Below are 13,471 nucleotides of genomic sequence, written 5' to 3'. Positions count from 1 at the left end.
CGCGGGCGCAGGTCACCCGGCCGCTGGTGATGCCGACCGAGATCATCAATCTTCCCAATCTCACCGGCTACCTGCGCTTCGGGCGCGATCTTCCCGTGGTCCGGTTCCGGGATCGCTATCAGCGCTTCGAGGCCTCGCAACCCGGGTTTGTCGATCGCACCTCCGAGCCCATACGAATTAGCCCGACAGACGGGGCGGACACCGACCAGCATGAGCTTCCGCTGGAAGAGCCGCGCCCCTTTGTGCCGCCCGCGAAGAATGAGGACGACACCAAGCCTTCTGGCGCGGAGCCGAAGCTACCCACGGCCAATCCGGGACTCATCGGGCCGCGTCGCAATGAGGGGGCCTGTTCGCTGCGGCAGCAGAGCCGTCCTGGCAAGCCGCTGCGGCCTTCGCGGCCCGCATAAGTCTCCCGCCAGAAGAAGGATTACAACTCCATGCGTGATGATCCTCGCGACAACTCTGCCGCCAATCCCAACCAGCAGGCTTCTGGCAAGCGCATACCTGCCGAATTTACTCCACTGACGGTGCGGATTCCCACCGCCGTTCGGATGACCGGGATCGGGCGGTCGAAACTCTATGAGCTTATCGCCGCCGGGGAGATCGAGATCGTCAAGATCGGTGCAGTGACGCTGATACCAGTCGCCAGCCTACAGGCCTTGATCGCGCGGAATACTAGATAATAAAAGGTCTTTAAATGGCACAAAAAGCCTCGCTACGCCTCTAGAATAGAATCTCGACTATCTCTATCTAAATAATCATACCTTCCCTCCCCAAAATAAAAAACGTCGATTGTTTCTATCCTCAGGAGTCTGAAAACAGTCATTTTTATCGTCAAACTAATGGATGAGTGTCCAAACGGAATTAAATATACGTTTGTCCAATTGTCTGAGAAGATTTTTTCTTTAACTCTCTTTACGATTCGGTCTAGCTCTAAATTAACTGAATTGATATCCGTAAAATCGAGATTTCCTTCACTGGCAGTGAACAATTCTCCTCTCACATACTCATGAGGGATCGGATGCATGCCTGCATTACTGAGTATCGTCAGCTCCTTTCGCCGCACACCCAGAACATTTAATTGGCTTCGAACAAAAGACTCGCCCCTGCGTTGAATCAAGTCTTCGAGGATTTGTTCATCTGAAATATTTGTCACGGGAAAACCCTTTTTCCAGATGAGATTAATTTATCTATATCTGAGTTAAAGGCCGAATGCAGAGGGCTTCCGCCATTGGCAAATAAAGCAGGCGGTAAATCTGGTTGCTTGGCGTTAAAGTACAACTTGACCCATATCCCTCTGTCGCTTTGAACAAAGTTATAAGACATTATTTCTTTCGTCTCAAAAATTTGAATATTTGCAGTAATTCCAGCCTCGCTTGCCTCTAATCCATCCACAAAATCGCGAGGCGTTGATGAATAATTTTGAGCCGTTGGGAACATGCTGGCGTCTTCCTGCATGATTATGACCAAGGTTTTTCCACTGCGAAGCCTAGTTCGAATGTCATCCTTGTATCTATCAAGCACGCCAGAGGATCTTCGTGTTCCGACTATAATAGTATTTGATGATTTAAAATCTTGGCGCTCGTCGACATCAACAACTTTCATTTGAAAATCAGTAATGCCGACAGACAGGCATTTTGTCTGTCCAATCGCGTCTCTAACGACTTCCGAAATTAATTTGCGCTTGCCAAAATAATCAAACCACAAACCAAATGTGCCTGAAGTCAGTACGGCGGCGCCAATCGTATTGATCACTGCAGACCAAACTTCACCTAGTTGGGTTTCTTGGCTTTTTGCAAAGTAAACTAGGATCGTGCTTAAAAGGACTGTGCATGCGAATACGAAGAATGGATTTCGGGCAGCGTCCTGCGCTAGATTCTTTGCTGCAGCATCCATCACTGCCGTCCCCTGATTCTGAAAGTGCGCGTCGTGTGGCAAATAATCATTCGTTGATGCACGATAGCTTCACATTCACTTAGCTCAACGAGTATCATTTGCAATCGAACCTTCGTGCTTTCGGTCAGCAACCAATTGTTTTGTTTGTTTTCTGGCTTGATCCACGGCTTGACGCACCTGTTCCAGATTTTTCAGAAAGATCTGGGCGCGGGATGGGGAGAGATCAGCCAAGTCAAGGTTCATTCGCATGATAAAGTAGTAGGCCATGGACAGCCGCACATCGATCTCACGCTTTCCACCCTCCATTGCATAGTCGCGCTGTATGGCCAAGCTCTGCTCTTCCGTAAGACCGGGGTGTGGTCGAAGGTCCAGCGTGATCTTTGTGTTCCATTCAAGATCGTCAGCAGGATCAAATTCGGCCTTGGGGCCGGTCCTGATTTCGTCGATCCGAGTAAGGACGAAGTCTCGGAAATCCTCGCGATCGCAAGCCCATGCACGAACGTGCCATCGATAGCCGTCGAACGCTAGGGCATGCGGCGCGATATGCCTGGTGCGTGTGTTGGTCAGCGACTGGTATCGGACTTCGACGCAGTGCTTTGTCCGGATGGCGTTTAAGATCAGGCGCAGACACTCTGCATCAACATGCCGGGCAATATCCGGCGCCATATCAATAGACGGAAGATCGCGGAACCAGACCTCCCTTCGGGGTAAAGCACCCGTCAACAATGCCCGCAACTGGATCAGCAGGCGGTCGGCGGACGCTTTCAGGAAGGAGGGTTTGATCTCGGGGGTCGGCCGAAACGACCGGCTAGTGCCGTCATATTCGATGTTGTCGCCCGCCAAGTCTCGATAGCGGCGGAGATCAACGGACGCTTGGGGCGTCGAGATCTCAAAGGTATCTTCTAAGTCGCTCCGGTTGAGTGAGCCCTCCCAGAATAGCTTCCACTCGATGAATTCGAAGCGGCGGGTTTGCGTCCAAGGGCGCTTTTCGTCCTCAACCATACGTATAGTTCCTTGACGGGTATTGTTACGATACCCATATTGTTTCTAGCGGGTCGGCAACCCGAGTCGCGCATGTGACCGCCTGCGTCAAGCACGTTGGGCTTTCCGGAGACGATTCGATGAGTCGAGACCATGTAGGGCATCGCGACATTTTGCGCTTCGCAGAGGAGCGAGTGAACCTTCCGCGCGACAAGGCGCAGGAATATCGTGCGCAGGCGAGGCGCCTTCGAGAAAAACTCGAGGCTTATGTCGGTGAGCATCCCGATTTTACGCTGCGCAAGATGATGTTGTCGGGAAGTCTGGCAAAGGGCACCGCATTGCGTTCGCTCAATGACATAGACGTGGCATGCTACATCAGCGGTGCGGAAGCGCCGCATTCTGTTAGCGAGCTCTTGGCCTACCTCGCGGAACGCCTGCGCAAAGCCTTCCCGAACTTTTCGCCGGATCAGGTGCAGCCTCAGACTTATTCAGTCACAGTTTCGTTCAGGGGATCGGGGCTGGATGTTGACGTTGTGCCGATCCTCTATGGCGGGGATACGCAGTGGTATGGCAATCTGGTCAGCCAGGAGGATGGCTCCTTTTTGAAGACCAGTATTCCGCTCCACCTTGAATTTGCCGGAAGGCGAAAGAAGGCTCAGGAGAAGCATTTCGCGCAGGTTGTCCGGCTGGTGAAGTACTGGGCCAAACGTCAGAAACAGGAACGTGATGGTTTTCGTTTCAAATCGTTCATGATCGAGATGATCATGGCGAAGCTGTGCGACGACGGGCTGGATCTATCAGATTATCCGGAGGCACTGCAGCACTTCTTCACCTATATCGCGACAAGTGGGTTGAAAGATCGCATTGCGTTTTCGGACTACTATCCGCTCTCCAGCATCGGCTCCTTTTCCGATCCCATGCGGATCATCGACCCAGTGAACGCAGAGAATAACGTGTCCCGGCTCTACACCACGGCCAATATGGACGACATCGTTGATGCTGCCCTCGACGCTGGGGATGCTATCGATGCCGCCTTGGCGGCTCCCACCAAGCAGTTGACCGTTGCCTACTGGCAGAAGGTCTTTGGCTCAACCTTCCAAGTCTGAGAGGTTACGATGTCCAGCTATAGCTTCACGGAGAGTACGACATTCACTGTGACGCACGCGCGCCACATGGCCACTAAGATTGCAACGGACTTAAAGCGGATGCAGCGGTTTTACGGGCAACCTTACGACTGGCAGATATCACAATTTGAGGAGGAGGCGGTCGCGATGATGAAGGCCGGGTATTTGGCTGACGTCACATATGGCTTTAAGCGCAATGGACAGTGGATCGAACCGACTCTGAAGTATGCAGCGCGCGACTTGGCGGGGGCCTCTGCAAACGATGATGATCCTGGGCGCGTGCTGCCTGGCAAGGATGTATCCGGGGCCACATTTGGTAGCTTCATGAACTATACCATCGCCTATTTCTTGCTTTCCGACAGCGAGAAGGCGAAGTTTGACTGCGAACTTCCTGTCCAGCGCACGACGGGCTCCGAGCCCAAAATCAATGGGTATCTATCGTCCGATCGCACCTATTCCGCTGGAGGCCGTGCTCTAGATCGTTCAAGCGTAAGGAGCTACTGATGCAGGGCGCGCCCGGTCTCGATGAATTGTTCGAGCGTCGACAGACATATCCGGATTTTGAGCCGCAAGAGCGTCTTGCGCGCCTTGTTGGCTTGGACGATCAGAAATCACGGCTTGCCAAGATTCTCGGCCTGCTTGTGAATCCCCAAGGTTTGGAAAAATGGGCGGAGAAATTCGTCAAAGGCGATGCCAAGCCTATGCTTGACGTGGTCTTGTGCCGCCCCCCGCTCGTCGTGCTCGCCGGCGATGTCGGCTCCGGCAAAACGGAACTCGCTGAAACCATTGGTGACAAGGTTGCGAGGCAGGAAGGGATCGAGATTACCCTTTTTCCGCTCAGCTTGGCGACCCGTGGACAGGGGCGGGTCGGGGAGATGACGCAACTTATCTCTGCGGCTTTCGAACATACTGTGCAAGCAGCGACGCGTCTCAAGGCTTCGGGCAAGGCCAAGGGGGGCATCATCTTGCTAGTCGATGAGGCAGATGCGCTGGCGCAGTCGCGTGAAGCGGCGCAGATGCACCATGAGGATCGTGCTGGTGTCAACGCCTTCATTCGCGGTATCGACCGGCTCGCTAACCTTCGTCTGCCAGCGGCCGTCATCATGTGCACTAACAGGTTAAACGCGCTTGATCCTGCCGTACGTAGGCGTGCTGCGGACGTTATGGCGTTCGCGCGCCCAACCAACGAGCAGCGCTCTCACATCCTCTCCATGCGATTAAGCGGCTTTGGCTTCTCTCATGCCCAAATCCATGCTCTTGCTGCCGCGACTGGTGCCGCGCAAGGAAAGCCGGGCTTCACCTTCTCCGACATCACCCAGCGCTTGCTTCCCGCGATAGCGCTGGATGCCTACCCGGACCGGCCTATTGAGGCGAGTCGCGCCCTCCAGATCGCGGAAAGCATGGCGGCGACACCGCCGTTCCGGGATGAAGTGTAGGCATCAGGAGACAAAATTGAACTGGTCGATCCAGACGCTCTTGGCCGAGCTTCACGATGACATTCAAGAGCGCCTTGCGCGCGCTCGCCGATCCTTTGGCCATCCCGGCACGAAGGGTGATGCCAGCGAAGCTGTTTGGCTTCAACTTCTCCAGACCTATTTGCCGCAGCGATATCAAGCGATTTCGGCACACGTAGTCGATAGCGAGGGCAATTTTAGCGAGCAGATCGACGTAGTCGTCTTTGATCGGCAGTACTCGCCTTTCATCTTCAATTTCCAGGGCCAGACTGTGATCCCGGCCGAAAGCGTCTATGGCGTCTTTGAGGCAAAGCAGTCGATCAATGCTGATCAGGTGGCCTATGCAAGGAAGAAGGTGGGGAGCGTTCGACGGTTGTACCGCACGAGCTTGCCGATCCCCCATGCAGGGGGTACCTATCCGCCCAAGCCGCTGCAGCATATCATCGGTGGCCTACTAACCTTAGAGAGTGACTGGAGTCCGGGGCTCGGAGAGTCGCTTACGAATGCGTTGGCGATGGGCGGACTTGACGATCGCCTCGACTTGGGCTGCATCGCTGCACACGGTATTTTTTCCTGCGACGACGAAGGATGTTGCACGCTTACACCGATTGGCAAACCAGCGACTGCATTCCTACTAGAGCTGATCGCACGACTGCAGGAAAAAGCTACAGTGCCGATGATCGATGTGAGAGCTTATGCTCGCTGGCTGGATGTCGTTTTGCCGACTTAAGACTATGACGTTTGTTTCGTACGGGCCTCGGCTACCTTCCGCTAGGCTGAATTCATGCGCGAATCACAGCCATCCCAATCCATGGCAATCCAACTGCAGCCAAAAGATTCCCGGGATTGGTTGGGGGGTCTTTTTTGGACGGCGGTTTCTAACCTTTTGATGTAGAATTGGAAAATCAGCCGATTTGGCTTCCCGCTACCCGCTCCAGCCGCCCTCCCGCTACCGCCCCGATTTGCCCTCCCGCATCCATCAAAATGGGAGGGGCGTCTGGATCAGTGCGAGAGGTCCTGCTGCGCGGGGCTCAACGATCCACCTTGAGCTGCTTGACCAGGCTTTCGCCGACTTTCTGCACATGCTCGAAAGCCATTTCCGCCGCGCGTTGCGCGTCGCCGGCGATGACGGCCTCAAGCACGGCGGCATGCTCGTTCCACGACGTGGTTATGCGTTCGCGGGCTGTGCGTGAAAACAGCCAATGCGTCCGGTCTCGCAGCGAACGCATGAACTCGGCAAGGTAGCGATTGCGCGCGGCTCCCGCGAGGGCGACGTGAAATTCGCTGTTGCATTCGAGCAGGACTTCCTCGTCCTGTGCTTCGAGTGCCGCGTTTCCTCTCTGCAGAAGGGCAACGAGAGTATCGCGTGTTGTTCCGTTGCAGTGCCGCGCGGCATTGCGAGCGCTTATCCCTTCAAGTTCGGCGCGAAGCTCGATCGTCTCAAGCAGCTCTTCCGGAGAAAGAAGTGGAACGCGTGCACCCTTGCGCGGACTGATTTCGACAAGCCCTTCGTTCGATAGAACTTGCAAAGCTTCGCGAATGGGATTGCGTGAAACGCCGAACATCTCGGCGAGTTGCGGCTCGGGCAGGCGATCGCCCGGCTCGAAACGGCCAGACAGAATTGCTTCGCGCAGCGCATCGGCCACCACGTTGTTGAGAGATTGCCGGCTGGTGCCGATCGCCTGCCATCTTTCCTCGTTTTCCGTTGCCGCCTTAGCGCTCATTCTTCTTTGCCTCGCAAGCTTGGAACTTTCCCATTCCTTGCCCCCTACATCACCCGAGTTCATACGTCTCTACAAAATGCATTAGGTATACAGTAGACATATGCGTCGTCTCCTCGTAACGATCCATCGGGAATGCCAACGAGGTGAGATTGCCCATGATGCGTCTGAAACTGGACGGTTTTACAGGACTTCTGCTGCTTACAGTGGCGCTGGCCAGTCTGCTGCCTTGCCGCGGCAGCGCCGCCAGCGCCTTTGCCGTGGTGACCAAGGCAGCCATCATTCTGCTGTTTTTCATGCATGGCGCGAAACTTTCGCGAGATGCGGTTCTCGCCGGGCTCGGCGCATGGCGCCTTCATCTACTGGTCCTGGGGGCAACCTTCGGTCTCTTTCCCCTGCTTGGCCTGGGCATTGCCCGGATCCCTGCGTCGTTGCTGGATCCCGATATCGCGCAGGGGATCGTTTTCCTCTCGATCCTGCCGTCGACGGTGCAATCCTCCATCGCGTTGACGGCGATTGCGGGCGGCAATGTCGCCGCGGCGGTGTGCAGTGCTTCACTTTCGAACATTCTGGGCGTGGTCGTGACACCGGCCTTCGCGGCGATCCTGCTGCCGCACACCACAGGGGCGGGCCAGGGCGGTTTCCTGGCGGCCGTGACCGACATTGCCACGACCTTGCTGCTGCCGTTTCTTGCCGGCCACATGTCGCGCCGCTGGACAGCGCATTTTGTTCACCGGCACAAGGCATTGCTGATGCGGCTGGACCGCGGATCAATCCTGCTGGTCGTCTATACCGCCTTCAGTGCCGCGGTTGTCGAAGGTCTCTGGCAGCGGATCACGGCGGCGGACCTCGCGGCGATCCTCGTCGTCGATGCCCTGTTGCTGGCCGTGGTTCTCCTTGTCACGACGCGTGTGGCGCGCCTGTTCGGCTTTGCGCGGGCGGACGAGATCGTCGTTGTGTTCTGCGGTTCCAAGAAGAGCCTCGCCAGCGGCGTGCCCATGGCCGCAGCGCTTTTTCCCGTCAGCCTGGTGGGGACGATGGTGCTTCCGTTGATGTTCTTCCATCAGTTGCAATTGCTCGTCTGTGCGGTTCTGGCACGCCGTTATGCGGAACGTCCGGCCGAGGGCGCGACGGCGGGCGCCCAGGTGCCGGAGGCGGCATGATGGACAATGCTGCAAAAACACCGGCGACCTTGCGGGTTGTCGTGGTCGGTCTGGGGGTCATCGGCAGATCGGTGGTCTCGGCGCTGGTCCGGGGTATGCCGGGCCTCACTCTTGCCGGCGTTGCCGTGCGCGATTGCGAACAGGGGCGCAGGACGCTCGACTCGCTTGGCAGCGATGCGCCGGCCGGCGGGCTTGAGGATCTTGCCGCTTCCGCGGATGTCGTCTTCGACTGCGCGGTCGCCGCATCGCATCCACAGGTCGCTACTGCGGCGCTGGCGGCCGGTTGCACATTCCTGACGATGAATTCGGGCGCGTTGATGGCGCACCCCGAACTGTTCGACCTCGCGGGCGAGAAGGGCGCGCGTATCGTCGTGCCCACGGGCGGCCTGGCCGGCCTCGACGGGTTGCGTGCCATGGCCGGAGGTCATTTGCGAGAGGTGCGCCTGACCAGCCGGAAGCCTCCGGCAAGTCTGGCCGATGCGCCGCACGTGATCGAGCAGGGTCTCGATCTTGCCGGCTTGGAAACGGCGCTTTGTATCTTCTCGGGCACGGCTCGCGATGCCGCACGGCTGTTTCCCGCCAATGCCAACGTGGCCGCGACGCTCAGCCTCGCAGGGCTGGGGCCGGATGCCACCATGGTCGAGATCTGGGCCGATCCGCAGGTCTCGCGCATTACGCAATGGGTTCACGTGGTGTCGGACGAGGCGGAACTTCGCCTCGAAATCTACAGCAATGCGATGCCGGACAATCCCCGCACCGGCAGCCTTACGCCGCTCAGTGCAATCGAGGCGCTGCGGTCGCTGGCCACGCCCCTGCGTATCGGCAGCTGACAAAAAATCGCAGTTTCAGGCTTGTGTGGTCAATGTGTATACAGTATGTACCATGGAAAGACATGGAGACAGTAAATGGCCGAGCTATTGAATCCCGTTGAATTTCGCGCAGCTATCAAGGAGGCCATGAAGGGCCGTGAGGCTCGCAACGCCTCCTTCAGTCTGGCATGGGCCAACGGCGAGTTGACCCGCGACGATTTCGCCCGCTGGGCCGAAAACCACTATCACTATGTCGGGCCCTTCGCCGACTATCTGGGCTACATCTACGCGAACGCGCCGATGGACGCGATCGACGCCAAGGACTTCCTCCTGCAGAACATGTACGAGGAAGAACTGGCGGACATCCGCCACACCGACCTGCTGATCCGTTTCGCCGAGGCCTGCGGCACCACGCGCGAGCGTGTCATGGATCCGCGCAATGCCAATCCCGTCACGCGCGGCCTTCAGGGCTACTGCTATGCAATGGCGATGCGCCGCAACTGGGTGGTGGCAACGGCGGCTCTGGTCGTCGGCCTGGAATCGCAGGTGCCGGACATCTATCGCCGCCAGTATCCGGCGCTGATCGAGAAGTACGGCTTCACCGAGGATGAGGCCGAGTTCTTCGAGCTGCACATCTCGTCCGACGAAGTCCATGGCGAGCGTGGCTACGAGATCGTCCTGAAATACGCGGATACTCCCGAATTGCAGGAAGAATGCCTGGAAGCGATCCGCGAGGGTGCCGACATGCGCTTTTCCTACACGCGTGCGCTCTACGACTACCACGTCCTTCCCGCCCGCGAGGCGCGCGAGGCCGGTGTCAAAGAGACGGTTGCCGCCTGATCATCCTGCGGCCGCGCCGGGGCTTGGGTTTCGGCGCGGCTCCCCTTCGGTAAATACAACTCAGAGGTACGATGACGGACTGGGTCGATGTCGGCAGCCGGGCGGAGATCGTGCGCAAGCGCAAGGCCGTGGTGCGTGTCGGTGAAACGGACATCGTGCTGTTCACGCACGAAGACAGGATCTACGCGTTGGCCGACCTGTGCGTGCACAAGCAGAAGCGGCTTTCCCGGGGCTTGCTCTTCAAGGGCAAGGCCATATGCCCGGGGCACCAGTGGGCCTTCGATCTCAAGAGCGGGTGGACCGATGAATGGTCTGTCTGCCAGCCGACATACCGCGTGCGCTGTGAAGATGATCGCGTCCTGATCGACCCGGAAGCCCGCATTCTTGCCGAAAAGCCCGGCACTGCCGGCTGAGTGGGGCTGACCTGTTCCCTGATTCCACAATTCTACCGGTCGGAGATTCCAAGCGATGCAGCAAGTAGTGCTGATCGGCGCGGGCCATGCGTCGGCGTCGGCTGCGAAGACATTACGGCGTGAAGGCTTTGCCGGAACGATCATAGTCGTTGGCGATGAAGTCTATCCGCCTTACCAGCGTCCGATGCTGTCCAAGGAATTCCTGCTTGAAGATGCCGGGCAGGATGAGCTCTGGTCCATCTCGGAAGACTGGTGCCGCGAAAACGGTGTGACGCTGATGCTGGGCCGCCGTGCCGAACGGATCGATATCGAGCAGCTCGCGGTTGAGCTGGCCGATGGCGAACGCCTCCCGGCCGACGCCGTCCTGATTGCGACCGGTGTGCAGCCGCGCCGCCTGTCCTCGCCGCCTTCGCCGCGTGTCCACTATCTCAAGACCCTAGACGAGGCGATCGCCTTGCGGGAAGCGCTGCAGCAAGGGGCCCGCGTCGCCATCGTCGGCGGCGGGTTCATCGGTCTGGAGATTGCCGCCGCGGCAAGGGCGCGCGATTGCGCGGTCACGGTTTTCGAGGCTGACCAGTTACCGCTTGCGCGTATCCTCGGCGATGAACTTGGCGCGGCCATGGCGCGGTTGCACGCGGATAACGGCGTCGATCTGCGCACGGGTGTCAAAGTGGCGGAAATCGTCGATCTGGGCGACGGCGGCATTGAGGTCGTCACCGATGACGGGCAGCGCCATCAAGCGGACATCGCCGTCGTCGGTATCGGTGTCACGCCGAACGATGCCATTGCGCGGGCTTCCGAGATCACGGTCGGCAACGGTATCCGCGTCGACCAGTTCTGCCGCACTTCGGCCATTGGTGTGTTTGCCGCCGGTGACGTGGCCAACCACTATCACCCCGGACTCGATACCCGCCTGCGCGTCGAGCATTTCGACAACGCCTCGCGGCAGGGGGCGGCAGCCGCCCGCAACATGCTGGGTCAGCGCGTCGTCTATGAAGACGTCCACTGGTTCTGGTCGGATCAGTATGACCACAGTCTCCAGTTCGTCGGTCATGCTGCCGGGTATGACCGGATCGTGGTGCGCGGCGATGTGGACGCGTTCGATTTTGCCGCGTTCTACATGAAGGATGATCGTGTGGTTGCCGCCTTCGGCATCGACAGGGGAGCGGAAATCCTCGCGGCGAAGTCGCTCATTGCCGACAAGGCGCCCGTCGATGACGAGCAACTCGCCGACGAAGAGGTCGATCTGCTCGAACTCGGGTCGACCAAGGTCGATGAAGAGGCGGACGACGAACTGCCGCAGACGCCGGATGCACTTGACGATCCGCGGTTCGAACGTGTTGCCCGCAGCGGTCAGGTGACAGAGGGCAACGCCCGCCGCTTCATGATCGGCGAGACCGAAGTGGCCGTGGCCCGCTGGGAAGGCAAGGTATACGCCCTGCACAACCTGTGCACGCATCTCGCATGCCGCCTGACGGCAGGAAAGGTGGATCAGGCTGGGCTCACTTGCCTGTGCCATGGCTCGATCTTCGAACTGGAGACCGGTTTCCCGGTCAACCCGCCGGCGACGAAGCCGGTGCGTACCTTCCCGGTCATCGAGACCGAAGGTCAGATCTACGTACGGGTCCGCGACTGATGACAACGGTGACGCTGACCGCAGGGCACTGGACTTTCGCTGCGGTCGTCGTTGCCATTGTTCTTGCGTTCCTGTTCCGCCGCGGTGTCACGATTCTCGCGATCCTGGGGATCATGGCGGTGGCGGCCCAGTCCAGCAACGCCGGAGGCGGGCTGCTGAACCATTCGATCTTCGCGGTGCAGGGCGTGTTTCGGGCCATGCTGCTGGCCGGGACCGAACTGTTCGATGTGATCCTGCTGATCGCAGTGATGCTGGCGTTGCTGCGAAGTCTGCAGACGCAGGGTGTGAACCAGTTGATGATGGCGCCGCTGCGCGCGACGATGAAGGGGCCGCGTTCCTCGTTTCTCAGTCTCGCGGTCGTCACGTACATCACCTCGGCTTTCTTCTGGCCCTCGCCGGCCATCGCACTGATCGGTGCCGTCCTGCTGCCGGCCGCGGGACGGGCTGGCCTCTCGGCCATTTCCGCAGCCGTGGCGCTGAACCTGGCCGGTCACGGCATGGCGCTTTCGGCGGATCCGGTCCTGCAGGCGGCAACCCGCATCACCGCGGGTGCGGCAACCGAACCGGTCCAGTCGATATTTCCCTACACCTTGCTGTTCTCGCTGATTGCCGGAGGCGTGGCGCTCGGCCTTGGCGCGATCCCGGTGCTGCGGGGAGAGCATGCCGGCCATGCGCCCGCGGAAAGCACCTCGTCCTTCAACGGGCTGGAGGCGGTGCCTGATGCGCGCGGCCGCCATGCGCTTCTGCTCGCGATACTGGTGCCTGCGGTTCTCTTTACCGTGACGCTGACCCTGGCCTGGCGCGACCTGGCGGACCCGGCGCGCGCCATCTTCGGTGCGGACGCCACAGCCTTTCTCGGCGGCACCGGCCTGGCGTTGCTGATCCTGTCCTGCGCGCTCGATGACGGTCATCATGCGCTCGAAACCGTTGTCGAGCACCTTACCACCGGTGTCGCATTCGCTGTCAGCGTGTTCGCTCCGGTGTTGCCCATATATGCCTTCTTCCTGCTTGGAGACACCGGGCACGCGCTTCAGATTCTCGGACCGGGCACGCCGGGGTACATGCTTGATCTTGGCAGCATGCTGGGAACCCAGATGGGCCATGGGACGGTTCCGCTCGTGGCCGGGATCGTCATCGCGGGCGCTCTGTGCGGGATCGATGGCACGGGTTTCGCCGGTTTGCCGATCGTCGGCGCGTTAAGCGCGACAGTGGCGCCCGGCGCACCCGAGCATGTTGCGGTGCTTGCCGCGATTGGACAGATCGCGACAATCTGGGTGGGGAGCGGAACGCTGGTTCCCTGGTCCAGCGTTTGCGTCGTCGCGGGGATCTGCGGGGTTTCACCCGAAGCGCTTGTACGCCGTAACCTCGTGCCCGTTCTGGGTGGCCTTGGTGCCGCCATGGTGGTCGCGATCCTCCTCCTCAACCAGACGTAGG

The 13,471-nt window shown here is 58.9% G+C and carries 16 protein-coding genes; 12 read left to right on the top strand and 4 right to left on the bottom strand.

The window, feature by feature from the left end; all coding sequences use genetic code 11:
• Positions 1–407, top strand: a 407-nt coding sequence (locus NN5_RS26785) for a type IV secretion system DNA-binding domain-containing protein (RefSeq protein ID WP_373280326.1), incomplete at its 5' end; no start/stop codon positions are given.
• A 93-nt stretch (positions 408–500) separates the two neighbouring features.
• Positions 501–683, top strand: a complete 183-nt coding sequence (locus tag NN5_RS26780; RefSeq protein WP_373280327.1) for a helix-turn-helix domain-containing protein — start codon at positions 501–503, stop codon at positions 681–683.
• 32 nt (positions 684–715) lie between these two features.
• Here the strand turns inward: NN5_RS26780 and NN5_RS25660 are convergent, their stop codons facing one another.
• The 3 genes from NN5_RS25660 to NN5_RS05525 all read right to left on the bottom strand — a co-directional run bounded on the left by NN5_RS25660 (position 716) and on the right by NN5_RS05525 (position 2,898).
• Positions 716–1,156, bottom strand: coding sequence for a hypothetical protein (locus tag NN5_RS25660; RefSeq protein WP_157081026.1), 441 nt, complete (start codon positions 1,154–1,156; stop codon positions 716–718).
• Positions 1,153–1,896 carry a hypothetical protein gene (locus NN5_RS25655; RefSeq protein ID WP_157081025.1) on the bottom strand — a complete coding sequence of 248 codons (744 nt, stop codon included), beginning with the start codon at positions 1,894–1,896 and terminating at the stop codon, positions 1,153–1,155. Before NN5_RS25655 ends, NN5_RS25660 begins: the two co-directional genes overlap by 4 nt.
• A gap of 84 nt (positions 1,897–1,980) precedes the next feature.
• Positions 1,981–2,898 (bottom strand): helix-turn-helix transcriptional regulator, encoded by a 918-nt coding sequence (locus NN5_RS05525; protein ID WP_067733015.1) that lies wholly within the window; start codon positions 2,896–2,898, stop codon positions 1,981–1,983.
• A gap of 119 nt (positions 2,899–3,017) precedes the next feature.
• Here NN5_RS05525 and NN5_RS05520 point away from each other — a divergent pair, with 119 nt between their 5' ends.
• The 4 genes from NN5_RS05520 to NN5_RS05505 are packed head-to-tail and all read left to right on the top strand — an operon-like array spanning position 3,018 to position 6,185.
• The gene (locus tag NN5_RS05520; RefSeq protein WP_067733014.1) at positions 3,018–3,983 is read left to right on the top strand and encodes a CBASS oligonucleotide cyclase; all 966 of its coding nucleotides are present in this window, start codon (positions 3,018–3,020) and stop codon (positions 3,981–3,983) included.
• Between the two features lie 9 nt (positions 3,984–3,992).
• Positions 3,993–4,505, top strand: a complete 513-nt coding sequence (locus NN5_RS05515; RefSeq protein ID WP_067733013.1) for an HORMA-1 domain-containing protein — start codon at positions 3,993–3,995, stop codon at positions 4,503–4,505.
• Positions 4,505–5,437 carry an AAA family ATPase gene (locus tag NN5_RS05510; RefSeq protein ID WP_067733012.1) on the top strand — a complete coding sequence of 311 codons (933 nt, stop codon included), beginning with the start codon at positions 4,505–4,507 and terminating at the stop codon, positions 5,435–5,437. Before NN5_RS05515 ends, NN5_RS05510 begins: the two co-directional genes overlap by 1 nt.
• A 16-nt stretch (positions 5,438–5,453) precedes the next feature.
• Positions 5,454–6,185, top strand: coding sequence for a DUF6602 domain-containing protein (locus NN5_RS05505; RefSeq protein WP_245656253.1), 732 nt, complete (start codon positions 5,454–5,456; stop codon positions 6,183–6,185).
• Between the two features lie 301 nt (positions 6,186–6,486).
• On the opposite strand, the gene NN5_RS05500 is transcribed toward NN5_RS05505, so the two are convergent.
• A complete protein-coding gene (locus tag NN5_RS05500) occupies positions 6,487–7,179 on the bottom strand; it encodes a GntR family transcriptional regulator (protein WP_169800947.1) in 693 nt (230 codons plus the stop codon).
• A 155-nt stretch (positions 7,180–7,334) separates the two neighbouring features.
• Between NN5_RS05500 and NN5_RS05495 the strand changes: the two genes are divergently transcribed.
• From NN5_RS05495 to NN5_RS05470, 6 genes are all read left to right on the top strand, one after another.
• The gene (locus NN5_RS05495) at positions 7,335–8,339 is read left to right on the top strand and encodes a bile acid:sodium symporter family protein (RefSeq protein WP_067733010.1); all 1,005 of its coding nucleotides are present in this window, start codon (positions 7,335–7,337) and stop codon (positions 8,337–8,339) included.
• On the top strand, positions 8,339–9,169 hold the full coding sequence (locus tag NN5_RS05490) for an aspartate dehydrogenase (protein WP_067733009.1): 831 nt from the start codon (positions 8,339–8,341) through the stop codon (positions 9,167–9,169). Before NN5_RS05495 ends, NN5_RS05490 begins: the two co-directional genes overlap by 1 nt.
• 75 nt (positions 9,170–9,244) lie before the next feature.
• Positions 9,245–9,988 carry an iron-containing redox enzyme family protein gene (locus NN5_RS05485; protein WP_067733008.1) on the top strand — a complete coding sequence of 248 codons (744 nt, stop codon included), beginning with the start codon at positions 9,245–9,247 and terminating at the stop codon, positions 9,986–9,988.
• A gap of 71 nt (positions 9,989–10,059) precedes the next feature.
• Entirely contained in the window at positions 10,060–10,401 is a 342-nt protein-coding gene (locus NN5_RS05480) for a Rieske (2Fe-2S) protein (protein ID WP_067733007.1), read from the top strand.
• A 55-nt stretch (positions 10,402–10,456) separates the two neighbouring features.
• A complete protein-coding gene (locus tag NN5_RS05475; protein ID WP_084384751.1) occupies positions 10,457–12,037 on the top strand; it encodes an FAD-dependent oxidoreductase in 1,581 nt (526 codons plus the stop codon).
• Positions 12,037–13,470: a hypothetical protein gene (locus NN5_RS05470; protein ID WP_067733006.1), complete on the top strand. Its 1,434-nt coding sequence runs from the start codon at positions 12,037–12,039 to the stop codon at positions 13,468–13,470. Before NN5_RS05475 ends, NN5_RS05470 begins: the two co-directional genes overlap by 1 nt.
• Position 13,471 lies beyond the last annotated feature (1 nt).

This window comes from Novosphingobium naphthalenivorans NBRC 102051 (assembly GCF_001590985.1).
GTDB classification, from domain to species: Bacteria; Pseudomonadota; Alphaproteobacteria; order Sphingomonadales; family Sphingomonadaceae; genus Novosphingobium; species Novosphingobium naphthalenivorans.
Note: the sequence above shows the minus strand (reverse complement) of the source record. Positions and strands in the feature narration are given on the sequence as shown.